Raw genomic sequence first — 19,718 nt, forward strand, 5'->3', positions numbered from 1 at the left:
TCTGCCGCTGTTGCTGCCGCTGGCCTTCGCCTCCCAGGGGTTCTTCGTCTTCATGCTGATTCAGTTCCTGCGCGGCGTCCCGCGCGATATGGAAGAAGCGGCGCAGATTGACGGCTGCAACTCCATCCAGGTGCTGTGGTACGTGGTGGTGCCGATTCTGAAACCGGCAATTATCTCCGTCGCGCTGTTCCAGTTTATGTGGTCGATGAACGACTTTATCGGTCCGCTGATTTACGTCTACAGCGTCGATAAGTATCCGATCGCGCTAGCGCTGAAAATGTCCATCGACGTCACGGAAGGCGCTCCGTGGAACGAAATTCTGGCAATGGCGAGTATCTCCATTCTGCCGTCCATCATCGTCTTCTTCCTGGCACAACGCTACTTCGTACAGGGCGTAACCAGCAGCGGAATTAAAGGTTAAGAGGGAAATATCATGGCTGAAGTTATTTTCAACAAACTGGAAAAGGTTTACTCCAACGGCTTCAAAGCGGTACATGCTATCGACCTGAAAATCGCCGATGGCGAGTTTATGGTGATCGTCGGGCCATCCGGCTGCGCCAAATCCACCACCCTGCGAATGCTGGCCGGGCTGGAGACCATCAGCGGCGGCGAAGTGCGCATCGGCGAAAAAATCGTCAACAACCTCGCGCCAAAAGCGCGTGGGATTGCGATGGTGTTCCAGAACTATGCGCTCTATCCGCACATGACGGTGCGTGAGAACCTGGCCTTTGGCCTCAAGCTGAGCAAGTTGCCGAAAGAACACATTGCCAGCCAGGTCAATGAAGCGGCCAAAATACTCGAACTGGAGGAGCTCCTCGACCGCCTGCCGCGCCAGCTGTCCGGCGGACAGGCCCAGCGCGTCGCCGTCGGGCGCGCCATCGTCAAAAAGCCGGACGTCTTCCTGTTTGACGAGCCGCTTTCCAACCTTGATGCCAAGCTGCGCGCGTCGATGCGTATCCGCATTTCCGATTTGCACAAGCAGCTGAAGAAATCCGGCAAACCGGCCACCACCGTTTATGTCACCCACGATCAGACCGAAGCGATGACCATGGGCGATCGCATCTGCGTGATGAAACTGGGTCACATCATGCAGGTAGATACCCCGGATAATCTGTACCACAAACCGAAAAACATGTTCGTGGCCGGCTTTATCGGCGCGCCGGAGATGAACATTCGCCCCAGCACGCTGGTTGAGCGCGCGGGCCGTCTGCACCTGACCATCGGCGATGAGCTGCTGCCGTTAAGCGATGCGCTGCAGGATAAAGTCAGCGGTTATAAAAATCCGTCGCTGTTCTACGGCATCCGCCCGGAGTTTGTCGCCATTGCCGATGAACCGTTCGCCGAAGGCGGCTGCTCAGGCGAGATGGTGCGGGTCGAAAATATGGGTCACGAGTTCTTCGTCTACCTGAAAGTCGCCGACTATGAGCTAACCGCCCGCGTCCCTTCCGACGAAGTGAAGCCGATGATTGCAAAAGGGCTTCATCGCCGGGTGTGGTTCAAATTCGACATGAATAAGTGCCATCTCTTTGATGCCGCCACCGAACAGAACATCTCTCTGTAATCACTGGAGTATTAAAATGAAAAAAGTGCTTTTAAGCGCCACAATCTCCGCCACTCTGGGCCTTACCGCGTTACCTTCCCTGGCAAAGGATGTCGATCTACGCATGTCCTGGTGGGGCGGCAACGGCCGCCACCAGGTCACCCTGAAGGCGCTGGAAGAGTTTCACACACAGCATCCGGACATTAATGTCAAAGCCGAATACACCGGCTGGGACGGCCACCTCTCGCGTCTGACCACCCAAATCGCCGGGGGCACCGAGCCGGATGTGATGCAGACTAACTGGAACTGGCTGCCGATCTTCTCGAAAAACGGCGAAGGCTTCTACGACCTGAATAAGATGAAGGATGTCATCGACCTCAGCCAGTTCGATGCCAAAGAGCTGCAGTCAACGACGGTGAACGGCAAACTCAACGGTATCCCGATTTCCGTCACCGCCCGGGTGTTCTACTTTAACGATGAAACCTGGAAAAAAGCCGGCGTGGCATTCCCGAAAACGTGGGACGCGCTGATGGCGGCAGGTAAAACCTTCGAGAGCAAGCTGGGGAAACAATACTATCCGGTGGTGCTGGAGCATCAGGATACGCTGGCGCTGCTGAACTCCTACATGATTCAGAAGTACAACCAGCCGGCTATCGACGAGAAAACGAAGAAATTCTCCTACAGCAAAGAGCAGTGGGTCGAGTTCTTCCAGATGTATAAAAAGCTGATCGATAGCCACGTGATGCCGGACACCAAATACTATGCCTCCTTCGGCAAGAGCAATATGTATGAAATGAAGCCGTGGATTCAGGGGGAGTGGGCGGGAACCTATATGTGGAACTCCACCATTAACAAATATTCCGATAACCTGAAGCCGCCGGCGAAGCTGGCGCTGGGCGACTACCCGATGCTGCCGGGCGCCACCGATGCCGGTCTGTTCTTCAAACCGGCGCAGATGCTCTCGATCGGCAAATCGACCAAAAACCCGGAAGCGGCGGCGAAGGTCATTAATTTCCTGCTGAACAGCAAAGAGGGGGTCGATACCCTGGGCCTTGAGCGCGGCGTGCCGCTCAGCAAAGTGGCGGTGCAATATCTGACCGAAAACGGAACGATCAAAACCGACGATCCGGCGGTATCCGGGCTGAAACTGGCGCAGTCGCTGCCAGCCAAACTCCCGGTTTCGCCTTACTTCGACGATCCGCAGATCGTCGCCCAGTTCGGCACCTCGCTGCAATACATCGACTACGGGCAAAAAAGCGTTGAAGAAACGGCGATGGACTTCCAGCGTCAGTCTGACCGCATTTTACGGCGCGCCATGCGCTAAGTGTTTGCCATCTCCCCTGCCCCGCAGCGCCGGCTGCGGGGTATTCTTTGTCAGGAGTGAGCCATGAAGGGCAAGATTATCCCGTTGGATTTCCGCACGACGGAAGACAGCGAAACCGGACATCGGGTGATGCGGATGACGCCGCCGCACGTTGTCTGTCACCGCAACTACTTCTACCAGAAATGCTTCACCCGCGACGGCGGTCGACTGATTTTCGGCGGCGGATTTGAAGGCCACTGGAACTACTACCTGCTGGATCTCGCCGCCCAACAGGCCACGCAGCTGACCGATGGCCCGGGGGATAATACCTTCGGCGGTTTTTTATCCGATGATGACCGCGCGCTGTGGTACGTCAAAAATAACCACCAGCTACGCCGGGTGGAACTGGCGACGCTGGAGGAACAGGTCATCTACGAAGTGGATGATGAGTGGGTCGCGTATGGCACCTGGGTCGCCACCAGCGATTGCCGCAAACTGGTGGGCATTGAGATCAAAAAAAGCGACTGGCAGCCGCTGACCGACTGGAGCAAGTTCCGCGCCTTTTATTTTACCCATCCTGAGTGTCGGCTGATCAATATCGACCTGCGCAGCGGGGCACGCTCGGTGGTTCTGCAGGAAAAACGCTGGCTGGGCCACCCGCTCTATCGCCCGTTTGACGACCAGACTATCGCCTTCTGCCATGAAGGACCGCGCGATGCGATCGATGCCAGAATGTGGCTGATCAACCCCGACGGCAGCCACCTGCGCAACGTTCGCCAGCATCGGCCGGGAGAAAGCTTCACCCATGAGTTCTGGGTGCCGGATGGGTCCGCGCTTTACTATGTCGCCCATCGGGAAAACGATCCGCAGCGCTATCTGTATCGCGCCGCTCCGCAAACGCTGGAAAACCGCCAGCTGATGGCGATTCCTCCCTGCTCACACCTGATGAGTAACCACGATGGTTCGCTGATTGTCGGCGACGGTTCGCCGCATAACACCGGCGAGATTCGGCTAAACGACCCGTTTATCTGGGTATTTGATATTCGCTCGGGCGAGCAAAAAGCGATTTGCCGCCATGACTCGACCTGGAAAGTGCTCGACGGCGATCGTCAGGTGACGCATCCGCATCCGTCCTTTTCGCCGGATGAACGCTGGGTGCTGTTTACCTCCGATAAAGAGGGTATGCCGGCGCTGTATCTGGCGGAGGTGTAGTGATTCGGCAACGTCCCGGCTCGCGCGCTGCTTAGCCGGGCTACCGCCGTCTGCGATCCGGTAGCCCGGGCGAGGCGTTTACGCCGCCGCCCGGGATCCCTGTCAGAAGAAATATTTAAACCGCACCCGGGCGCCGTAGCGGTCATCCGTATTGCCGGTTTTCGCCGCCGAAGAGTCCAGCCAGGAGGCATAGGCCCCGAGGTAGATATTAAAGTTCGGCATATCCATGATGTTCGGCAACTGCCAGGAGGTATGAATGGTATGGATGTTATAGCGTCCCGGCGCCAGAATCGCGCAGTCGCCGTCGCATTCCCCGCTCACCCCGGACATATTGAACTGGTCGATTTTGTTATGCGCATAGATATAGCCCAGCTCAACGCGATGCCATAACGCATTGATACCGGCGCTGAAATCTTTTTCATCCGCCGCGTCGAGATAGGCGGTGCTCAGATTCACCACCGCCCCATTTTCGGCATCGGTTTTCAGCGTATTCCAGCTCATGGTCATCCCATAACCGGTACGGCTGGACCGATCGACCCAGCCGCCATTTTGCTTGTCATAACCGTAGGCGTTATTCACCAGGTTGCTCTCCGCCGCGGCCGCCACCGACCAGGCGCCGGACTGCCAGGCCACGACCGGGCGAACATAGGCGACGTTTTTGCGATTATCCAGCGCGTTGCCGTGATAGCTGCGGTTGACGAACAGCGAACTGCCGTCCTCCACCAGCGTATTCAGCTCAAAGTACCAGTTATCCAGCGTTTTGCTGAGCAGGAAGTTGCCGCCGCTGCTGCTACGCCCGCGTCCCTCTTTCATCATATAGATATAGCCGTAGCCGTCGCTGTACAGATCGTTGGCCGTATTACCGGAATACTCAATAAAGGTGTCCTGATTAAGCGGGAACATATCATAGGCTTCAAAGCGCCCCACTTTAATTTTCCAGTCATCTTCGCGGCCAAAAAAGAATACCGCATCATCGAGATTCATTTTCCCGGTCATATCCGCCAGCGGCTGTACGCTGAAGCCGGAATATTTCCCGTCAGCGCCTTTACGCAGGCCATCAAAGCCCAGCAGAATACGTCCGTTAATATCCCAGCGTTCTTTATTCCCCGGCGCCCAGTTTTTATTCGCAGTGGTTTTTACCGACGTCAGGCTGCCGGTGCGGCTGGCGCCATCCATATTAAACTCAACGTCGCCATAGAATTTTAATTCGCCATAATCATTCAACTGTAATGTCGGTTTCACCGGCGCCGCGCTTGCCGTTACCGGCACGGCGGCAGGCTGCTTCAGCGCACGAATCTCCGCCTCCGCGCTGGCAGCCCTTTGCTCCGTCGCCTTCAGGCGTTGCTCCATCTGCGCCAGCCGCGCTTCCAGCGAAAGCGACTCCTGCGCATTAGCCACGGGGGTAAATAAAGACGTCAGCAAACATCCGACCCAGATCTTTTTCATCGGTAAACCCTTTCTTATTATTTAATTAAATGAAGTTTTTTATTTATGGATAAAAACCGGCGACGACGATGACAATAATAACCCGCCCGTCGCCGCGGACGGGTTATTAACAACATTCAGTTTATTTATTCTAACTGCCAGGCGCCGCCCTCAGATAATAATGCGGTACCGCTCCAGGCAAATAATGATAATTCCCGGCGGGTAGCGTCCGGATAAATACGGCTACTCAGGCAGGCCTCGCCATCATTGACAAAGACCTCAACCGAGGAGCTATCAAAGAACAGGCGCAGTTTCAGCGGCGAAGCGGCGGTGAGCGGTACGCTGCGTACGCCGCACAGGCCGTACTGCGGATAGTGGCGTTCGAGCACCAGACGCTGCATCTGGGCGTCAACGTAGACACGCAGGCCGTCGCCAAAGCTCAGTCCATATTGTTCGGCGGTGCTGTTGGCGCAATCCCAGTGCAGGATAACCTCCATCGCTTCGCAGTTTTCCACCATCAGCGACTGCTGATTTTTCACGGTGCTGACCGGCCACGGGAACCAGGCGCGACGCAGACACTCCACCTCTTTCGCCGGGCGCATCTGCAGGCGGTTGTCCTCACTCAGGCTCAGCTCACGCGGGAGAGAGAGCATTCCTGCCCAGCCGTCCTGCTGTTCCGGCATCGGTGATTCCCACATATCCAGCCAGCCGATGACGATACGGCGGCCATCGGGCGTTTCGAAGCTTTGCGGAGCATAAAAGTCATGCCCGTGGTCCATTTCGACAAACTGACCTTCACGTGCAAAGCGCTGCCCGGACTGCCAGTCGCCGAGCAGGTAGCCGCTCTGGAATAAATTACGGTTCTCGTAGCCCTGCGCCGCCAGTCCCTGCGGAGAGAACATCAGCACGTGCTTATCGCCGAGGGTGAAGAAGTCCGGGCATTCCCACATATAGCCCATCTTCTCTTCCGCTTCGTCGAGGACCCCTTCCTCATGCCACTGACGCAGATCGTCCGAGCGGTACAGACGCACCTGACCGGTATCGCCCACGCGGGCGCCGACGATCATGTACCAGCTGTCGCCGACGCGCCACACCTTCGGATCGCGGAAGTGATGCAGCCCCGGCGGCGTATCCAGTACCATCCCCTGACGCTCAAAGTGAATACCGTCGCGACTGGTGGCCAGACACTGCACCTGATACAAATTCTCTTCATGGCTGGCGTCACCGTGGAATTTATGTCCGGTATAAATCAGCGCCAGGGTATCACCGTCCACCACCGCGGAGCCGGAGAAGCAGCCGTCTTTATCCTCTGGCCCTTCCGGGGCCAGCGCGACCGGCAGATGTTCCCAGTGGACTAAATCCTTGCTGCGGGCGTGGCCCCAGTGCATCGGGCCCCACTGCGTGGAGTACGGATGATGCTGGTAGAAAGCGTGATACCAGCCGTCAAACCACACCAGGCCATTGGGATCGTTGATCCAGCCCGCACGGGCGGCGAGGTGGTAGCGTGGATACCAGCGCGGGTTCAGCGCCTCGCATTTAGCCTGCAGTTCTTGTTCAGCATTGGCAATTGAGTACATCATATTCTTCACTCTTTTCAATCAGATAGCAGTTGGTTGCGGCATTCGCGGCTCGGCGGATGACTTACTGGATCGCAACAAGAAGATGGAGATAAAGGTGGTGCAGAACACCAGCAGCCCCATAATCAAATAGGACTGGGCGAAACCGTATTTCTCATAGCTATAGCCCGCCAGCGGCGACAGCACCGTGGCAATCACCGAGCTGGTGCAGGCAAAGCCCACCAGATACAGCGTGGAGGAGAGTCGTTTGTCGAAGTTGGCGCTGTTGTATTTAAAGATTGCGACCAGCAGCACCGGCAGCTCCACCGCGTGCAGCAGCTTGGTAATGGAGATCAGCAGCGGCCCTTCCACCAGGCCGGAGGCCACCATACGCAACGCCATCACCATCCCGGCGAAAATCAGGCCGTTTTTCGCTCCGATGCGGTTCACCAGCCACGGCGCGCAGAACATCCCGGCGGCCTCAAGGAATACCTGGAACGAGTTCAGGTAGCCATACATCGCGTTGCCTTCCTGCAGGGTCGCGAACTGGGACGAGAAATAGACCGGGAACTGCTGGTCGTAGACGCCGTAAATACAGGTCCCGACCACGAAAAATACCAGCGCCCAGAAGCGAGGCAGGGTCAGCAGACGCAGAGCGTCTTCCAGCGTCACTTTGCCGCCCGATATCGCCTCCTGCATGGCCTGCGGCGCGGAAGAGACCCGCAGCCGCGCCAGGAGAATAAAGAACACCAGTCCGGAGCAGCTGGCGACCGCAAAGTTGAGTTGCGGGTTGATGTTAAACAGCAGTCCGGCAAAGAAGGTCGCCACCGCCCAACCGAGCGATCCCCACATGCGCGCTTTGCCAAACTCAAACTGACTCTGGCGCGCCACGCGCTCGGTATAGGACTCGAGCACGCCGATACCGCCGTTAAAGGTTAAGCCGATATAGATCCCACCGAAGATGCTGCCCAGCAGAACGTTAATTTTCAGCAGGTAGCCAAACAGCAGATAGGCTGGCCCCGAGAGAATCAGCAGCGCGGTGATATACCACAGCAGATTTTTACGCAGCCCGAGTTTGTCCTGGATAAAACCGTAACAGATTTGGGCAAACAGCGCGGAAACGGAAAGCACGGAATAGATGATCCCGGTATCTCCCGGTTTCAGCCCCACTTCCTGGTGCAACCAGATAGAGAGCAACGATCCGGAAGCGGACCAGGTCACGAAAAAGAAAAACAGTAAGGCACTGAGTAGCGGGTAGCTGTGAGAGTGATGGGCTTTCATCATGACATTCTCGTGTAGGAGTAATGAACGCATGGTAACGTTAACAAAAAACCGAAATCATGTCGTTTTGCTGAGATACATGATGTTAATCACAAAAGTTAACGTTAACATAACAGAGATGAGATCGCGATCAAATATTCCTCTCCACTGCGATCGCCCGGCCTGGGATAGAATATCGTATGATCCTTTTACATCAGCGACTTAGTTGTATAGCCTGTTGCATGGTGGCAACGGTGGAGTATCAAATATGGCATCCTTGAAAGATGTGGCAAAACTGGCAAACGTCTCTCTGATGACGGTTTCACGGGCCCTGAACAGCCCCGAGCGCCTGAAACCAGAGACCCTGGCCCGCGTTCAGTCAGCCATCGAACAGACCAACTACGTCCCCGACCTGTCAGCCAAGAAGATCCGCGGCGCTCACGCTACGCCGAATACCATTGGCGTGCTGGCTCTGGATACCGTCACCACCCCGTTCTCGGTGGAAATCACTCTCTCTATCGAAGAGACCGCACGCGCGCACGGCTGGAACAGCTTCGTGGTGAACATGTTTTCCGATGATAGCCCGGAAACCATTGTCGACCTGCTGCTCTCGCACCGTCCTGACGGCATTATCTACACCACCATGGGGCTGCGTCAGGTGCCGCTGCCGGCCAAGCTGTTAACGCTCCCCTGTGTGCTCGCCAACTGCGAAAGCCTCAACGATCCGGTCGCCAGCTATATTCCGGATGATGAACAGGGTCAGTACACCGCCGTGCAGGCTCTGCTCGCGGCGGGCTACCGTCGCCCGCTCTGTTTGCATCTTCCGGCCAACCATCTTGCGACCGTCCGTCGCCGCAGGGGGCTGGAACGCGCCTGTCGGGAAGCCGGTATCAACCCGGACACCCTCGAACATGGCTATATGGAATATGGCGATCAGCACTATCGTGATATGCCCGCCATGGTGCTGGCCAATATCGACCGCGGTAAACCTCGGTTTGATTCGGTCATCTGCGGCAACGATCGTATCGCGTTTATGGTCTATCAAACGCTACTGGCGCAGGGGTTGCGCATTCCACAGGACGTGGCGGTGGTGGGTTACGATAATATGGTCGGGATTGGCGATCTGTTTGTACCGCCGCTGTCGACGGTTCAGCTACCCCATTACGACATCGGGCGCCTGAGCGCCCTGCATATCATTAACGGCGATAGCCATCGGGACACGGTGCGTATTGCCAGCCCGTGGCTACCCAGAGAGTCGCTGTAATTCATTGCCGATGTTGCGCAGCTTTTCACCGGACATCAGCTTACGTTCGATATGCTCAAGCGTGACGCTTTTTGGTTTCCGGGATCAGCCGGAAGGTTCCCGCTGCGCCAATCGTATCGAGCAGCGTCAGGAAAGTCGCCCGATAATCATGTTCGCCCCCCGGTTGCTGGCGGTTGAACAGGTGATGCCAAAATCGCGGCATTTCCGCGGCTGAATTTCTGAGTACAGGCTCCACACCGCCGGCGCGGGGCAAAGCCGCCAATAAAAAACCCTGCCGTCAAAGCAGGGTTTGTTGTCCGTCTGCATCGGCCTTAGCGCGCCAGCCAGCCGCCATCCACCGCCACGGTATAGCCGTTAATGTAATCCGACGCGCGGGAGGAGAGGAACACCACCGGCCCCATTAGATCGTCCGGCAAACCCCAACGCCCCGCCGGGATACGGTCGAGAATTTCAGCGCTACGCTGTTCGTCGGCGCGCAGCTGCTGGGTGTTGTTGGTCGCCATGTAGCCCGGAGCGATAGCGTTGACGTTGATGTTGTGCTTCGCCCACTCATTCGCCAGCAGGCGAGTCACCCCCATCACGCCGCTTTTTGAGGCGGTATAGGACGGTACGCGGATGCCGCCCTGGAAAGAGAGCATGGACGCGATGTTAATGATTTTGCCGCCGTTGCCCTGAGCAATAAAATGTTTCGCCGCCGCCTGAGACATAAAGAACACGCTTTTGATGTTCAGATCCATCACGTCGTCCCAGTCTTTCTCGCTGAATTCCAGGGCGTCCTGGCGACGAATCAGGCCGGCATTGTTGACCAGAATGTCAATATGGCCGAACTCAGCCACCGCGCGCTCCAGCAGCTGCGCAATGCCATCAATGTGGCGCAAATCGGCCGTCAGGCTCAGAAAACGGCGGCCCAGCGCGGTGACGCGCTCAATGGTTTCCGCCGGTTCGACAATATTAATACCGACAATATCGCAGCCCGCTTGCGCCAGACCAACCGCCATACCCTGGCCCAGTCCGGTGTCGCAGCCGGTCACCACCGCCACTTTACCCTGTAGGGAGAATGCATCGAGTATCATACTTTGTTCCTTAATCTTTCAGAGCCCGTACAACACAGGCAAGGTTCTATTTGTCCGATCCGCAACCCGCACGGCTTCTGACACCAGGGAAAACGCTCCGGGTGCTACCCATCACAAAAAAAATAAAACATAGTTTTGTTTTAATGGCGTGAACATCTTAAACCTGGAAAAAGCGCTTTTCAATTTTTATTAAAACGATGTTTCATCTTTTCAGCATCTAATTGCCAGAAATGCAAAACGGATCACGAAGCGGCGCATCCACCGAGAGAGAAAACCCAATAAATATATTAAAATACAACAAATTAAATGATCTTTGAAAAACGACAGCGTAATGCAAAAAGCGAACATAAAAACAAAGTTCACCTGAACATCGGCACCCGCTGAGGCTGCAAACTGCGATCCAGGGCAAGGTTTTATGGCGAATTGCGCCCACCATCACAAATAATGAAACGTCGTTTTGATAAATTGACACTCATCTTTTAAATCAACTTCATCTGGCTAAACGTCCCCTCCAGGCAGGCGACATCGCAGGAAGGAAAAGGAGCACATCATGGCTAAAGGCATGCGGGTAACATTGAACTATGAGGTCAGTCGCGATCCGGATACCGGCGCGGAAATCACCCGCTTAACCCCTCCGGAAGTAACCTGTCATCGTAACTACTTCTATCAAAAATGTTTTTTCAATGATGGCAGCCATCTGTTATTTGCCGGTGAGTTCGACGGCCACTGGAACTACTACCTGTTAGATATCGCCAAAGCCGAGGCCATCCAGCTCACGGAAGGGGCGGGCGATAATACCTTCGGCGGTTTTCTCTCGCCGGATGATGCTTCGCTCTATTACGTGAAAAACGATCGCTCGCTGCGGGAAGTGAACCTCACCACCCTGCAGGAACGTGAAGTCTATCGCGTCGCTGACCAGTGGGTCGGCTATGGCACCTGGGTCGCCAACAGCGAGTGCAGCCAGCTGGTGGGCATCGAGATTGCAAAAAGCGACTGGACCCCGCTCAATGACTGGCAAATATTCCACGACTTCTTCCATAAAGGCCCCCACTGCCGCCTGCTCCGCGTCGATCTGCAAAGCGGTGAAAGCCGCGTTATCCATGAAGAGAAGAACTGGCTGGGCCATCCCATCTATCGACCTTTCGACGACAATACCGTCGCCTTCTGCCATGAGGGGCCGCACGATCTGGTCGACGCCCGCATGTGGCTGGTCAATGAAGACGGCAGCAACGTGCGTAAAGTCAAAGCGCACGCCGAGGGTGAAAGCTGTACTCACGAGTTCTGGGTTCCGGACGGCTCGGCGTTGATATATGTCTCTTATTTGAAGGGCCAGCAGGGGCGGACGATTTATCGCTTCAACCCGGATAGCGGCGTCAACACCGCGCTGATGCAGATGCCCGCCTGTTCCCATCTGATGAGTAATTTCGACGGCACGCTGCTGGTTGGCGACGGTTCAGGGACGCCGGTCGACGTGAACGATACCAGCGGTTACACCATTGATAACGACCCCTATCTGTATGTTTTCGACGTGGCGAAGCAGGCTTACTGCCGCGTAGCCCGCCATGATACCTCCTGGGCCACGGTCGCCAACAGTCGCCAGGTGACCCATCCGCACCCGTCCTTTACGCCGGACGATAGCGCCATTCTGTTCAGCTCGGATAAAGACGGGAAGCCGGCTATCTATATTGCGAAGCTGCCGGAGCAACCGGTGATGTTGCCGGCATAAAGTGAGCTTCCCCCCTTTTGAGTGAGTGTTTCTGTCACTGGCCTTGCCCTCCTTCACGGAGGGCTTTTTTTGCTTCATTACCGCCTGCCGGCTCTGCTAACCGCCATCGCCGGCAGGCAACAAAAACAACAAGCCCCGGCTAACGGCTCCGGGGCAATCAGCAAAATTGTCTGCGCTTAGAAAGAGTAGGCCACGCCGACGCGGAAGCGGGTCTGGCGATCGCTGCGATCGTTCACGCCAACGTTACCAATCTCACCATAAGGCGACCAGTTTTTATCCAGCTTATAGGCCACTTTGACATTATATTCCTGGGAGTACGGCTTGTTGTCATTGCGAGCCACGCCTTCACTACTGCGGGCATAAACGTAGTTAAGCTCGGTACGCCAGTCGCCCAGAACAAAGCCGGCCCACGCATCGCCGCGGTTCACTTTATCGTCGTCTTTACCGGCGTTTGCCGGATAGCGCGTGTATTCATAACGATAACGAGCGGCGAGATAGAAGCCGTTATCAAAACTGTATTGCACGTGCAGATTGGGCTTATAAATCGAACGACTGTCGTTACTTTCAATATTGAAACCAGGCGTGACAAAGAAGTTCTGCGCCGCTTTCCAGCGCCAGCTAATGGTCTCTTCATGACCGCTGCCGACGAAATCGGCATAAGGCTGGTCAGTATTCTCGCCTCCCGACTTCCACTTCGCCTCAACGGAGAAACCTAAGCCGTTGGCAAAGCGGTGGGAGACAGAAACGCGGTCGGCGTTGGTCTTATCGCTTTTTCCACCATCAATGAATTCATGACGCAAATCGACGGTCACAGCGGAAGCAGAAAAGGTTGCGGCACAGAGAGCAGCAAGGACCAGAGATCTCGCAAACATAGGGTACCCCTTTAAAAATTAAAATTATGTTTCTATTTTATGAAACTGCATTTTATTTTTTAAGCACCCGCGTTTTAGTGATCGAGATCGTAATTATTTGTTTCAAAAAACATGGCACAGCAGGACGTGACCAGGCTCAACAAAAAAGGCCTTCGCGGCGCTGTTTTCGCGGAATTCGGTCACAGCCGGCAAGACAAACGGCAATAAAAAAGCCTCCGGACGGAGGCCTGGAAGAACAGAAGTGTAGACGAGGATTATGCGCGTTCCACCGCCAGCGCAACGCCCTGGCCGCCGCCGATGCACAGCGTGGCCAGCCCTTTACGGGCATCACGTTTAATCATCTCATGGACCAGCGAGACCAGAATACGGCAGCCGGAAGCGCCGATGGGGTGGCCCAGCGCAATCGCCCCGCCGTTGACATTGACCCGACGCTCATCCCATTCCAGTACTCTTCCCACTGAAATCGCCTGGGCGGCAAACGCCTCATTGGCTTCGATCAGGTCGACTTCATCCAGCCGCCATCCCGCCCTCTCCAGACAGCGACGCGTGGCGTGTACCGGCGCGATGCCCATCAGCGCCGGGTCGACGCCGACGCTGGCAAATGCGCGGATCCGCGCGAGGATCGGCAGACCGAGCTCCAGCGCTTTCGCTTCGCTCATCATCATCACCGCCGCCGCGCCGTCATTGATGCTTGAAGCATTGCCGGCGGTCACCGAACCCAGCCGATCGAAGGCCGGTTGTAAACTGGCCAGCCCTTCAGCGCTGGCATCCACCCGCGGCTGCTCATCGGTATCAATCGTTCGCGGCGCGCCGTTCAGCTCGGTCGTCACCGGGACAATTTCATCGCGAAAGCGCCCTGAATCAATCGCCCGCCGGGCTTTATGCTGCGAACTGAGCGCCCATGCATCCTGGAGTTCGCGGCTGATGCCATACTCCCGCGCCAGGTTTTCCGCCGTAACGCCCATATGGTAATCGTTGAAGGCATCCCACAGACCATCATGAACCAGGCTATCAATCAGCTGGCTGTTGCCCAGCCGGGCGCCGGTGCGGCTATCGGTAAGGACGTGCGGCGCGCGGCTCATATTTTCCTGTCCGCCGGCAATCACCACATCGGCTTCACCACACTGGATCGCCTGCGTCGCCAGATGCAGCGCCTTCAACCCGGAGCCGCACACGTCGTTAATCGTTATCGCGGAAACGGTATTCGGCAGCCCGCCGCGAATCGCGGATTGACGCGCAGGGTTTTGCCCGGTGCCCGCGGTTAATACCTGCCCGAGGATCACCTCATCCACGCTTTGCGGGTCAATACCGGCACGTTCCACTAACGCCTTGACCACCAGACTTCCCAACTCCACCGCCGAGTGCCGCGACAACATTCCCTGAAAGCAGCCTATGGGGGTACGCAACGCGCCAACGATCACGACATCTTTCATCCTCTACCTCTGCCCTGCCTCTGCGCAAAGAAACAGCAACATAGTAGAGAATTGTTATCAAAAAATTTCGCAATTGTTTAAAAAAAGTGAGGCAAATCACAAAGATTTGCGCCGCGCTCAGGGCTGATGGCGCTGCAAATGCTGGCGTAGCCAGCTCCCGGCTTTTCCCGGCGGCGCCTTCTTATTCCACAATAAATCGACAGAGATCGCCCGGGGCCAGCCGGGAATATTCAGCGCGACCAGCGCGCCGGAGCCGGCGAACTCGTCGACCAGCGCGCTCGGCAAAATGCACCACCCCAGCCCTTGCACCGCCATGCTGAGCAGCAGTAGGTAGTTGGGCGCCGACCAGACCTGCCCTGTGGCGGGTTCTGACGCGCTGGCGAGAAAGGTGCTCAGGCGTAATTCGCGCCAGCTGTGCAACTCATCCCAGGCCACCCGGCCCTGCGCCGCCAGCGGGTGCGCAGGCGCCACGTAGATAGCCATCGCGGTTTGCAGCGGCAGGCGCGTGCTGCCAATCTCCGTCGGATAGCTCTCTCTGGCCTCAATCAGCCCCACCTGCGCGCGTTCCTTTTGTAGCAGATCGATAACATCTTCATCTTCACCGATCAGACACTCGAACTCCGTATGGGGAAAACGACGATCGAACTGCTGGAGAAGATCCTCCAGCACATCCGGATGCAGGGTATCGGACAGCACAAAGGTCAGGCGCGCCTCCGTGGCGTCGGAGAGCGAAACAGCCAGTTCATCCAGCCTGTCGCTGGCCGCCAGGATCGCTTTGACATAGCTCAGCACCTGCTCTCCCTGCGGCGTGAGGGTGGGATGGCGGGTGGCGCGATCGAACAGCGCGACGCCGAGATCCGCTTCAAGATTGGCGATGGCGGTACTGATGGTGGACTGGCTTTTGCGCAGCCGACGGGCGGCGGCAGAAAACGAACCGCAGGCAACGGCTTCAACAAACGCGGTCAGGGCTTCGGGAGAATAGCGCATAAACTATCTACTTTATCGATGGAATCCATCTTTTGTTTATCACATTTATCCATAAAATGCGGAGTAATTTCCTGTAATCGCTTCCCCCGTGGCGCTCTGGCCGCGGGCAGAACACGGCTTTTCGGAGGTAGTAAGCCATGCAACAGAACGCTTTACAGCGTAAAACGCTGACAGAACGTGTCATCCATGCGGTCAGTTTCGAAGGACTCGCCACCTTGATTCTCGCGCCAGCCGCCGCCTGGTTAATGCAGCGCTCGGTGGTGGAAATGGGTGGGTTGAGCATCCTGCTCGCCACCCTGGCGATGGTGTGGAACCTGATTTATAACGCGATTTTTGACCGCCTCTGGCCGGTATCGCGGGTGGTGCGTACTCTGAAAGTCCGCGCCCTGCACGCCATCGGATTTGAATCCGGATTTATCATTATCGGGGTCACCGCCGTGGCATTGATCCTCGGAGTCTCGCTGATGCAGGCGTTTATGCTGGAAATCGGCTTCATGCTGTTTTTCCTGCCCTATACCATGCTGTTCAACTGGGTATGGGATACGCTGCGCGTACGGGTACTGAAGTATCGTCAGCGGCGGATCCTCGCCCGCAGCTGACGGATTGCGCGGCGCCGGGACAACGCCCGGCGCTCTCCCGTCGGATTTGTCAGCCTAAAGTATCGCAACGGCTCATTGATTGTTGTGGTAAATTACACTCCTTTTTTTTGGTTTTACGGTTGATAAATTCACACAATGTCTAAAATTTGGTCTAAAGAAGAAACTCTTTGGAGTTTTGCCTTATATGGCACTGCCGTAGGCGCTGGCACCCTATTTTTACCGATCCAGCTGGGATCCGCCGGCGCCATTGTCCTGTTCATCACCGCCCTGGTCGCCTGGCCGTTAACCTACTGGCCGCATAAAGCGCTGAGTCAGTTTATCCTCTCGGCTAAAGCCGCTGCCGGTACGGGGATCACCGGCGCAGTCAACCACTACTACGGCAAGAAAGTCGGCAACCTGATCACCGCGCTCTATTTCCTCGCCTTCCTGGTGGTGGTGCTGATTTACGCCGTGGCGATCACCAACTCGCTGGCCGAACAGCTGGCCCGGCATATGCCGATTACGCCAACCGCTCGCGCGCTGCTCAGCCTGGGCGTTGTGCTGGTACTGAATCTGATCTTTTTGATGGGTCGCCGTATCACGATTAAAGTGATGGGTTTTCTGGTGTTCCCGCTGATTGCCTGTTTCCTGTTCCTGTCGATCTATTTGATTGGCGCCTGGCAACCGGAACATCTCACCAGCCAGATGCAGCTGAATCCGCATACGTTCCACCAAATCTGGATCTCGATTCCCGTGATGGTTTTCGCTTTTAGCCATACGCCGATCATTTCAACTTTTGCTATCGATCAGCAGGAGAAATACGGTGAGCAGGCCATGGGTAAATGCAAAAAAATCATGAAGGTGGCTTACACCATTATCTGCGCCAGCGTACTGTTTTTTGTCTTCAGCTGCCTGCTGGCGATTCCGGTTTCTTATATTGAAAACGCGCGTAATGAAGGGGTGACGATTCTCTCCGCGCTCTCAATGATGCCTGGCTCCCCGGCATGGCTGGCGGTGACCGGGATCGTGGTGGCGGTCGTGGCGATGTCGAAGTCGTTTCTCGGCACCTATTTCGGGGTGATAGAGGGAGCCAGCGAGATCGTGAAAACCTCTCTGGGTCAGATCGGCATACGTAAAAGCCGCGCCTTTAATCGCGCGATGTCGATTCTGCTGGTTTCGACGCTGACCTTCGTGGTCTGCTTCGTTAACCCTAACGCCATCTCAATGATCTACGCCATCAGCGGTCCGCTGATCGCCATGATTTTGTTCATCATGCCAACGCTGTCGACGTACACCATTCCCACGCTGAAGCCATACCGCTCCGTGGGGAATTTCATCACTCTGGTCGTCGGTTTACTCTGCGTTTCGGTGATGTTCTTTAGCTAGCCCCGCCCCTGCGGCGGCGGTTACCACCGTCGCCGCACGTTCTGCCAATATTCCCGCCACTCGAAACGCGCTGACCGGTTTACACTTATGGTTTGCCCATGAGTCGCGGAGAGTCTATGTCCAACGTACCATTATCCGGAAGCGCAACATTAGGCCATCGCCAGGTTTTTCGCCTGGGGTATGGAGCAATGCAGTTGGCAGGTCCAGGCGTATTCGGCCCGCCGGCCGATCCGGATAACGCCATTCGGGTACTGCAGGCGGCGGTGGAGGCGGGGGTCAACCATATTGATACCTCCGATTTTTACGGTCCGCATATTACCAACCAGCTGATTCGAAAAGCGCTGCATCCCTATGCAGACGATCTGTGCATCGTGACGAAAGTCAGCGCCCGCCGCGATGAAAAAGGCAACTGGCTGCCGGCGATGTCGCCCGAAGAGCTGACTCAGGCGGTGGAAGATAACCTGCGCAACCTGGGTCTTGATGTCCTGGAGGTGGTCAATCTGCGCAGCATGCTCGGCACCCATGGGCCGGTAGAGGGGTCGCTGGAAGCCCCGCTGACGACGCTGCTGGAGCTCAAGGAGCGCGGCCTGATCCGCCATATTGGCCTCAGTAATGTCACCGCCAGACAGGTTGCGGATGCGCAAAAACTAACGCCCATTGTCTGCGTACAGAATCAATATAACGTCGCCAACCGCGAGGACGATCGGCTGATCGACCAACTGGCGGCGCAGAATATCGCCTATGTCCCTTTCTTCCCGCTGGGGGGATTTACCCCGCTGCAGGCGCAGGAGCTTAACGATATTGCCGCCGCGCTGGAGGCCACGCCGATGCAGATCGCGCTGGCCTGGCTGCTACAACGCTCGCCTAATATTCTGCTGATCCCCGGAACCTCCTCGCTCCAGCATCTGCAGGAAAACCTCGCCGCGGGCGCATTAACGCTCTCTCCCGAGGCCATTGCTACCCTGGATAAATTAACCGTCTGATACCCTCCCCCGGCGCCTGTGCAGATTTCGGCTACACGGGCGCCCAGCCCTTCGCCCTCCTATTATTTGGCTGGAATTAACCCAATACTGCTGGCACTATATATCCTACAAATGGGTGTTGATCTGCGCTATTCTGCTGCGAATAACCCTATATACAGCATTGAGTTATACTATTTTGACAGGTCTCCTTATTGGAGACCTCTGTCGTTTTTGCCCTTCCCAAAATTTTTCGCACTCTTGATTACAGGAAAAACAATATCTGATTCGACGTTTATACAAATCAATTTAGCGACAAAGATAGCTAATAACATCAAATGCTCATAAAAACATCTGGTTAATGCAATCAGAATGTTGTCATTGCTATAAGAAAAATTAACTACACACAATAAATAGATCAACAAGGAATTTACATGACAGAGGGAACAATAAAGACCAGTAAGTATGAGATCATTGCTATTTTCAGAGAGGAACTCAGGAAACAGTCAGAGATAGAAATTTTCTTTAATAACAAAAACATCATTACTCAACTCACCAGGGTAGATTTTGCTGAGTTCCATCTCGTCACCCACAGCAAAATCCCTCCCGGGCATAAATTGAAATTCATTCTGCATAGTGACTCAGGAAAGATAGAGTTCTGCTCATCCCTGAAGAAGAATTACGGAACCGACCCGCACCAGGGTAATAAAGTCTCATTTGCGTTACCTGAATGTATCCAGGTGGTTCAACGACGTCGCGATCCCCGGTTTCGCTTACACCAGCGCGATGACTTTTTTTGTCACGGCCGGCATAAGAACGGTGAAAACTATGTTTTCGATATTAAAGACATTTCAGATGGCGGCTGCGCGCTGATAGCCAAAAATCCCAACCTGAAGTTTCTCACCCATAATGCGATTCTCAAAAACTCAATTCTTTCGCTGGCCGAGTATGGTGAAATCACCATCGACTTGGCGGTTAAGAATGTGGTCGAGATGACATTCGACGAAGACAGTGAAAACAGAGAAAGCTATCACCAGGTTTCCTGTCAGTTTAAATTTCGCCATCATGAAGATAAGACCAGAATAGAAAAAATGGTGCTCGATCTGATTCTGGAAGCGAAGCGGAAAAAGAGAGTCTGATCCCT

At 55.5% G+C, this 19,718-nt stretch carries 17 protein-coding genes and 1 pseudogene; 10 read left to right on the forward strand and 8 right to left on the reverse strand.

Translation table 11 applies throughout. From position 1 onward, the window contains the following. From ACI2JR_RS19165 to ACI2JR_RS19180, 4 genes are all read left to right on the forward strand, one after another. A partial coding sequence (locus ACI2JR_RS19165; protein WP_462479223.1) for a carbohydrate ABC transporter permease occupies positions 1 to 421 on the forward strand: 421 nt, incomplete at its 5' end. A gap of 12 nt (positions 422 to 433) precedes the next feature. Next, positions 434 to 1,561 (forward strand): ABC transporter ATP-binding protein, encoded by a 1,128-nt coding sequence (locus tag ACI2JR_RS19170; protein WP_132730536.1) that lies wholly within the window; start codon positions 434 to 436, stop codon positions 1,559 to 1,561. 16 nt (positions 1,562 to 1,577) lie between these two features. After that, positions 1,578 to 2,864 carry an ABC transporter substrate-binding protein gene (locus ACI2JR_RS19175; protein ID WP_462479224.1) on the forward strand — a complete coding sequence of 429 codons (1,287 nt, stop codon included), beginning with the start codon at positions 1,578 to 1,580 and terminating at the stop codon, positions 2,862 to 2,864. 63 nt (positions 2,865 to 2,927) lie between these two features. Next, complete coding sequence (locus ACI2JR_RS19180; protein WP_462479225.1) at positions 2,928 to 4,055, forward strand: oligogalacturonate lyase family protein; 1,128 nt, start codon at positions 2,928 to 2,930, stop codon at positions 4,053 to 4,055. Between the two features lie 102 nt (positions 4,056 to 4,157). Here the strand turns inward: ACI2JR_RS19180 and ACI2JR_RS19185 are convergent, their stop codons facing one another. From ACI2JR_RS19185 to ACI2JR_RS19195, 3 genes are all read right to left on the reverse strand, one after another. Then, positions 4,158 to 5,501, reverse strand: a complete 1,344-nt coding sequence (locus ACI2JR_RS19185) for a carbohydrate porin (RefSeq protein ID WP_462479226.1) — start codon at positions 5,499 to 5,501, stop codon at positions 4,158 to 4,160. A 125-nt stretch (positions 5,502 to 5,626) separates the two neighbouring features. Next, positions 5,627 to 7,060, reverse strand: a complete 1,434-nt coding sequence (locus ACI2JR_RS19190; protein ID WP_462479227.1) for a glycoside hydrolase family 32 protein — start codon at positions 7,058 to 7,060, stop codon at positions 5,627 to 5,629. A gap of 18 nt (positions 7,061 to 7,078) precedes the next feature. Next, the gene (locus ACI2JR_RS19195) at positions 7,079 to 8,320 is read right to left on the reverse strand and encodes an MFS transporter (protein WP_132730541.1); all 1,242 of its coding nucleotides are present in this window, start codon (positions 8,318 to 8,320) and stop codon (positions 7,079 to 7,081) included. 244 nt (positions 8,321 to 8,564) lie between these two features. Here ACI2JR_RS19195 and ACI2JR_RS19200 point away from each other — a divergent pair, with 244 nt between their 5' ends. After that, positions 8,565 to 9,560, forward strand: a complete 996-nt coding sequence (locus ACI2JR_RS19200; RefSeq protein ID WP_132730542.1) for a LacI family DNA-binding transcriptional regulator — start codon at positions 8,565 to 8,567, stop codon at positions 9,558 to 9,560. Here ACI2JR_RS19200 and ACI2JR_RS19205 read toward each other — a convergent pair. Beyond that, a pseudogene (locus ACI2JR_RS19205) lies at positions 9,540 to 9,821 on the reverse strand (MFS transporter); the annotation flags it as partial. The gene ACI2JR_RS19200 and the pseudogene ACI2JR_RS19205 overlap by 21 nt on opposite strands. Positions 9,822 to 9,871: 50 nt before the next feature. Then, a complete protein-coding gene (kduD, locus tag ACI2JR_RS19210; protein ID WP_132730543.1) occupies positions 9,872 to 10,633 on the reverse strand; it encodes a 2-dehydro-3-deoxy-D-gluconate 5-dehydrogenase KduD in 762 nt (253 codons plus the stop codon). A 550-nt stretch (positions 10,634 to 11,183) separates the two neighbouring features. Between kduD and ACI2JR_RS19215 the strand changes: the two genes are divergently transcribed. Then, complete coding sequence (locus ACI2JR_RS19215; RefSeq protein WP_462479228.1) at positions 11,184 to 12,359, forward strand: oligogalacturonate lyase family protein; 1,176 nt, start codon at positions 11,184 to 11,186, stop codon at positions 12,357 to 12,359. A 176-nt stretch (positions 12,360 to 12,535) separates the two neighbouring features. Here the strand turns inward: ACI2JR_RS19215 and ACI2JR_RS19220 are convergent, their stop codons facing one another. From ACI2JR_RS19220 to ACI2JR_RS19230, 3 genes are all read right to left on the reverse strand, one after another. Next, complete coding sequence (locus ACI2JR_RS19220; protein WP_132730545.1) at positions 12,536 to 13,231, reverse strand: oligogalacturonate-specific porin KdgM family protein; 696 nt, start codon at positions 13,229 to 13,231, stop codon at positions 12,536 to 12,538. Positions 13,232 to 13,485: 254 nt separating this feature from the next. Next, on the reverse strand, positions 13,486 to 14,664 hold the full coding sequence (locus ACI2JR_RS19225) for an acetyl-CoA C-acetyltransferase (protein ID WP_462479229.1): 1,179 nt from the start codon (positions 14,662 to 14,664) through the stop codon (positions 13,486 to 13,488). Positions 14,665 to 14,781: 117 nt separating this feature from the next. Further along, positions 14,782 to 15,651, reverse strand: coding sequence for a LysR family transcriptional regulator (locus tag ACI2JR_RS19230; protein WP_462479230.1), 870 nt, complete (start codon positions 15,649 to 15,651; stop codon positions 14,782 to 14,784). Positions 15,652 to 15,788: 137 nt separating this feature from the next. On the opposite strand from ACI2JR_RS19230, the gene ACI2JR_RS19235 reads away from it, so the two are divergent. From ACI2JR_RS19235 to ACI2JR_RS19250, 4 genes are all read left to right on the forward strand, one after another. After that, a complete protein-coding gene (locus tag ACI2JR_RS19235; protein ID WP_132730548.1) occupies positions 15,789 to 16,250 on the forward strand; it encodes a multidrug/biocide efflux PACE transporter in 462 nt (153 codons plus the stop codon). A gap of 135 nt (positions 16,251 to 16,385) precedes the next feature. Further along, a complete protein-coding gene (locus ACI2JR_RS19240; protein ID WP_462479231.1) occupies positions 16,386 to 17,615 on the forward strand; it encodes an amino acid permease in 1,230 nt (409 codons plus the stop codon). A gap of 116 nt (positions 17,616 to 17,731) precedes the next feature. Continuing rightward, positions 17,732 to 18,598 (forward strand): aldo/keto reductase family oxidoreductase, encoded by an 867-nt coding sequence (locus ACI2JR_RS19245; protein ID WP_132730550.1) that lies wholly within the window; start codon positions 17,732 to 17,734, stop codon positions 18,596 to 18,598. 410 nt (positions 18,599 to 19,008) lie between these two features. After that, a complete protein-coding gene (locus tag ACI2JR_RS19250) occupies positions 19,009 to 19,713 on the forward strand; it encodes a flagellar brake protein (protein WP_132730551.1) in 705 nt (234 codons plus the stop codon). Positions 19,714 to 19,718: the final 5 nt, after the last annotated feature.

This window comes from Klebsiella sp. NPDC088457 (assembly GCF_044900465.1).
GTDB lineage: Bacteria > Pseudomonadota > Gammaproteobacteria > Enterobacterales > Enterobacteriaceae > Klebsiella.